3 protein-coding genes and 1 pseudogene are annotated in these 5,902 nt (G+C 49.7%); 2 read left to right on the top strand and 2 right to left on the bottom strand.

Annotation, left to right across the window (positions count from 1 at the left end; all coding sequences use genetic code 11):
* Positions 1-708, top strand: a 708-nt coding sequence (locus tag IQ270_RS27260) for an FIST C-terminal domain-containing protein (RefSeq protein WP_193976282.1), incomplete at its 5' end; no start/stop codon positions are given.
* 308 nt (positions 709-1,016) lie between these two features.
* Here IQ270_RS27260 and IQ270_RS27255 read toward each other — a convergent pair.
* Positions 1,017-3,077 carry an iron uptake porin gene (locus tag IQ270_RS27255; RefSeq protein ID WP_193976281.1) on the bottom strand — a complete coding sequence of 687 codons (2,061 nt, stop codon included), beginning with the start codon at positions 3,075-3,077 and terminating at the stop codon, positions 1,017-1,019.
* An 894-nt stretch (positions 3,078-3,971) separates the two neighbouring features.
* Here IQ270_RS27255 and IQ270_RS27250 point away from each other — a divergent pair.
* Positions 3,972-4,916 (top strand): hypothetical protein, encoded by a 945-nt coding sequence (locus IQ270_RS27250; protein WP_193976280.1) that lies wholly within the window; start codon positions 3,972-3,974, stop codon positions 4,914-4,916.
* A gap of 247 nt (positions 4,917-5,163) precedes the next feature.
* On the opposite strand, the pseudogene IQ270_RS27245 reads toward IQ270_RS27250, so the two are convergent.
* A pseudogene (locus IQ270_RS27245) lies at positions 5,164-5,902 on the bottom strand (hypothetical protein); the annotation flags it as partial.

The raw sequence follows: 5,902 nt of genomic DNA, 5'->3' as shown, positions 1-5,902 counted from the left end.
GCGCTGTTTTGCGACTATCAGCTTTACCGGGAAGGGACGGTGGGAGTGGCTTTGAGCGGCAATATAGTGTTGGAAACGATCGTCGCCCAAGGCTGTCGGCCGATCGGGCATCCGTATCGGGTGACAGAAGGAGAGCGCAATATTTTGCTGAAACTCGAAGAACAAACCGACGATACCGGCAGCGGGGGCATCGAGCGATCGCCCTTAGAGGCTTTGCGAGAGTTAGTTCAAACCTTGAGCGAAGCAGACCGAGAATTAGCGCAGCACTCGTTATTTGTCGGCTTAGTCAGCGATGAATTCAAGCTGACATTAGAGCCGGGAGATTTTTTAATCCGCAATTTGTTGGGAGTAGATCCGAAAGTGGGGGCAATTGCGATCGGCGATCGAGTCCGTCCTGGACAGCGCATCCAATTCCACCTGCGGGACGCGCGCACCTCCGCAGAAGACTTAGAAATGCTGCTCGATCGGCATCAGCGGGCCGCTGAGTACAGGGGTACATCCAGCACCGGCGCATTGATGTTCGCTTGTCTGGGGCGTGGCGAGGGGCTTTACGGTCAATCGAACTTTGACTCGCGACTGTTTAGCCGATACCTCAAAAACATTCCCCTGAGCGGCTTTTTCTGCAACGGCGAAATCGGCCCCGTGGGCGGGAGCACGTTTCTGCACGGATACACCTCCGTATTCGGGATTTGCCGCCAAAGTTCATAATCTTGTTGACAGGAAAGCTGTTGACTGTTGACTGTTGACAGGAAAGCTGTTGACGGTTGACGGTTAACTGTTGACTGTTGATGACTGTTAACTGATGACTGTTGACGGTTGACGGTTGACGGTTGACGGTTGACTGTTGCCAACTAACAACTAACTAATAACTAATAACTAATAACTAATAACTAATAACAACTAACTAATAACAACTAACTAATAACAACTAACTAATAACTAATAACTAATAACTAATAACTAAAAGAAGCGGCAGTCGCCTGCCGCTTTTAGCTGTAACTAGATGTCTGGAAACCTTAGAAACTAAAGGTTGTACGGAGGAGTCCTACCCAAATATCGTCATTGTTGTTGTTGTGTTCGGGATTCAGAATCACATAAACGCCCGGTGTCACTGAGATAAAGTCATTGACTTGGAAGCGATAGAAACCCTCTAAGTGATAAGAGGTGTTGCGGTTTCTAGCGACATCGCTCTCAGTAACTTTTGGCGGTACACCAAAGACAAAACCGAGGAGGTTGCCGCGCCGACCAAAGTCTGAGAAAGCCATTGTGATAGCACCATTTTGGATGGTAGCCTCGTTGTTGGATCTCCGCAGTTGTTCGGCCTTGGTATAACCGTACCAACCGCCAATCTGAAAGCGGCTGCTGGGTTTGAAGTTAACTTGCACGCCAAAGTTATCTGATGCAGTGGCTGATTGACCGAAGGGCCGGTTAGCCAAGGCACTGCCGGTGCCACCCATGATGCCGACATCGCCTGCCCGATTGTATTTCCGAACGTAAGTCAGGCCCAAATCAAACGGCTTGCTAAAAAAGCCGATCTGACCCAGAGCGCTGAAAGAACCGTTGAAAACGCCCCTGCCGTTTGCGGGGTTGGGAGCATCGCTGTCACCGGCGAGATAGCCTGCGCTAGCTCGGAGAGTGCCCAAGTTGAAACTCACACTTGCGCCAGATCCCTGCGGCCCGCGGAATACGGCTGGGTTGCGAACTCCAAATCTCGAAAGTGAACCCGTACTCGTAGAGTTACCAAAGGTAGAAGCCTGATCTGCAATTTCATCCAGGTCAAGTCCTTTAGGGCCGACAAAGACTGTAGCCTTACCGATCGGGAAACGATAGTACACTTCGTCTAGTAGGAAGTTACTGTTATCATTCCCGTCAAAAGCTAGGCGAGCCATGTTAGTGCCCGTAGCGGTTGCTGCTGAGTAGTTGGGGACGTTGAGGGCTTGTAAGCGGGTTCTGAGCAAGTCTTTGCCGGTGAAGCTGGTGTTGAAGTTCAACCGCACCCGGTAGCCGAGGGTGGTGGTAGTTTTGTCATCGTGGCGGCCGACACCATCTCCGAAGGTGTCGCTGGCACCAAAAACGACTTCTCCAGCCAGTTTGGTGGTGGTGGAGAACTGGTTGGCTTCGAGTTCTGCGGTGCGAGCTTCTAGGCCGTCTACTCGTCCGCGCAGGGTAGCGAGTTCGGCTGCAAATTCTTCTTGCAGGCGTTGCAGGATGGCTAAGTCGTCTTTGGTGACGAAGGTACCTGTTGACGAGCTAATTAGTTTGGTTACTTGGTCTAAGCAGGCGTTGACGCCTGCTGCAAATTCGTAGCGAGTCAGGGCGCGGTTGCCGCGGAAGGTGCCGTCGGGATAGCCTGCGATACAACCGTAGCGTTCGACTAGGGATTGCAGGGCTTGGAATGCCCAGTCTGTCGGCCGCACGTCGGATAGCTGAGAGACCGATGTCACCTGGGACATGGTTCCTGACTGTTGTGGCGGCTGGGCTTGGGGTGCTGCTGGAACGATCGGACCGCCCATTCCTCCGGGTACTGTCTGAGCAATTTCTACCTTAGTAGCTGGGGTAGTAGCTGGGGGGAGGGCGGCTGCTGCTGGCACTTGAATTTTCGCAGCGGTTTCTGTCTGAGTGCTTTCGACTGCCAAGTCTGATGCTTGGGGCGCTGGTTCGGCTGTATTCGCAGCAGCTAGGGGTTCAGCCGCTGGTGCAGCGGGCGCGATTGCGGCTGCTGATTCGATGTCGCTGGTTGTTGTTTCCAGTGCTGTTGCGCTGGTTTCTGGTTCAATTTTTGCCAGTTTTTCAGGCTGTTTTTGTGCGTCGTCCGAGTTGGCGAGCGCGGTTTGGGCTGCCGGAGCGATGCTGTTTAAAGCTAGCTTTTCTGGGGCCGCAGGGGCTGCTGCAACTGGTTCTGCAACTAATTCTGCGACTAATTCTGCGACTTTTGATTCGGATGACTTTGCAGCAGCTAGCCCGTTGGCTTCAGCGGTTGCGGTCGCTTCGGCTGCTAGGGCAGCGGTACTGATGACTGAGGATAGCCCCAGTATAGCGGGGGATACTAGCAGTAAATTCCAAAAAGTTCTGTTCATTTTCCTCACACCTTCACACTCTATTGAACTCGATCGGCAATTCCCAACTGGTCGTTTTTGTGGTTGCTTGCCTGCTGAGAATAACTGCCAATATAGAACCTATCGATAGCTGCTGATTCAAAGTAGGGGTGTCTAGTTCCCGCTTGAACGTAGGGCTGGGCTTTTCTACGGCAAGGGCATCAATTCAGGTCAAGCCCACATGATAGTTGATTATACCATCACCTACTAATTTCATCTCTAGATCGCCAGATTAGTTTGAGTAGCTGTGCGGGCGATCTAGAACTGCTTGTAGGGGAGTGACCACCATCTGACTCAAACTGACAACAGCCCAAAGTTTTTGGTTGCGCCACACTTAACAGACAGTTACAGGTACGATCTCGGCTGCTTGTCGCTTTCCTTATACAGCTTTTGACCCAAGTATGTCAAGCTTTTTAACCTAACTTTAAACCTCGCGACCTTTGGCGGGGGTACTTTGGGAGCGGCGGGTAGCCAGCGGACTTTCGTACTCGTAGATTTACCCTAGAAAAGCCTAATTTCTGGCTTGACCAATTTGGATTTTCTGACGGTTCCAGCAGTGGGGACTTGGCTGGGCGATCGTCATTTTTGAGACAAGCTGTCGCCCAGTTTAATTCCCGACTAATCTAACACAATTTTTGGGTTTTCTGAGGTTTGCTGCAGTTGGTGTTCCTTAACACGCGATCGCGCCGGGAATGCTGTGTTGTTTGAGATACCAACTCTACCCAGATTTTCTAGCGGTTTGAGTGATGTTTTTGTGGGCGATCGCAGAAGTTTAATGCTAAGCTGGCGTCAATGTCGGACTCAAAAATCAAGCTGCTGTCGGCAAAAAAAAACCAAAGGCTGTGGGTGGAAGTTTTAGTAGAAGAATGAGGGGTTATGGAAGATTTTGGTATTATTATTGCTTGTTGCGACCAAGATTATCTGTTTGCTAAGGGTTGCTGTGCTAGCATCCGATATTTTTTGGGAGATGTGCCGATTTGTCTGTTGATTGACGGTACGTTTTCTGTGAGTGCTTTGGAAAAATCCTACGGGGTGCGAGTAATCGATCGCACAATGGTTTCCCAAGAGGTTCTCAGGAAAAGAAGTTTTGGTTGGGGCAAAACTAAAATGATTGCCTTCTGGGAAAGTCCTTGGTCAAATTTCATGGTTTTGGATGCTGATACGATCGTCTGGGGGGATGTTCTCAAATTTGCTAATTTTAAGGAATTTGATTTGATCGTAGACCAACCTTGTCAGGAAAATTCGGATGCAGATATTTCCAAGTTTTTCTTTGACATTCCGGGTGTTGAAAAACATTTTCCTAGTTTTAACTGGTCGCAATACCGAGCCAATTATTTTTGCACCGGAACTTTTTTTGCTAAACGTGGTATTTTTAGCTTGGATGAATACGTAGAAATTTTAGATTTGACGGCGGCAAATCCGGGGATATTTAAGTACGGAGAAATGGGTTTTTTAAATTTTATGATTTTCCGGGCGGCCTGGGAAAGTCGGCTGCGGGTGCAGAATGTGGATATGCAGTTTTTGGTGCCGGATTTTGACCAGGATTTTGTGAGAAAGCGGTTTCCGGTTGAGTCAAGCGGGCTTGCGGGCGATCGGGCTGAGGCGACGGTGATTCACTGGTGCGGCCCGAAACCGAGTTTATCTACAACTACAGTTTACTCGGAACCGATGAATTTTTGCCGCCGGAAGTGTCAGGAGGATGTTTGGGGCCGTACTGGTGTGCCGGCTACAATGCAGTTGCATATTGAGGATTGGCAGCGATCGATCTACCTGTACAAAAATAAGTTTAAGAAAAAGTTTCGGCAGTTGGCTGGTAAGTAGATAATATCAATTCCGGTTGCACTCCTGGGGAATTGTTGACTGTTGACTGTTGACTGGCGGGTCGAAAAACTGAATGGTTGAGTGTTAACTGTTGACTCGATTTTATTATTCCGAACTAATTCCTGACTTTTTTCCAGTAATACCAAATCTTGGTTAGCTACTAGCTACGATTTCTAATTTCGGAATTATTTTACCGCAGAGAACGCAGAGAACACAGAGAAAGATAAGAGAGAGATGAATACAGGACTCACTCATCGAGGGGCAAAAGAGGCCCGGCTGGAGGCAACACTTGGCGGTGAACGCTGACTTTGTGGCTTTCCCGCTGAGTTTGCATTTCGACGGCGATCGCCTCAAATTCGACTTCCATGCAGCCGTAGGGAATTTCTAAGTCGATACTTGCTCGGACATTTCCCAAGCCGTTAGCTTTGAATTCGGTAATCCAGCGGGGCCCGTCGAGAATCAAGTAGCTTTGCCGATCGAATACCCAAATTTTTACATAAATCCGGGGCATTAATTCTGGCAGTTGCACTTGCACTTTTACAGTTTGGCCCGCGAGGATTTCGGCGCGGGGCAATTCTAAGACGGGCATCGGTACTAACTCGTCTTCTGGCAAAATGTAGGGAGTTGGCCCAGTTGTTTCTGCTTCGAGTTTTGCGGTTTTTTCAACAACTTTTTTCGGCTGCGGGGGTTCGTCAAAGACTACAAATTCTCTGGATTCTGGACCAATATATGTGGGTTCGGCAATGGTTTTGCTCGTTGTTTGTTGCTGCTGGGTTGGGCTGCTTTCTTCGGTGACTGCTGTGGCGTCGCTGCTATCTGGCGCGGCTTTTGCAGTTGGCGACAGGGTGGTTGCTTTGAGCCATTCGGGGGATTCGCCGTTGCTGGCTAGGGAACTCAGTCGCGACCAAAATCTATTCTCGACGTTTAGGGTTTGAAAAGCCTGTTTAGAGGCTGGTGGCGGGGTTTCTGGGGCTGGGGTTTCTGGT

Source organism: Microcoleus sp. LEGE 07076 (assembly GCF_015207455.1).
GTDB lineage: Bacteria > Cyanobacteriota > Cyanobacteriia > Cyanobacteriales > Microcoleaceae > Microcoleus.
This window is presented reverse-complemented; position numbering and strand designations above follow the sequence as displayed.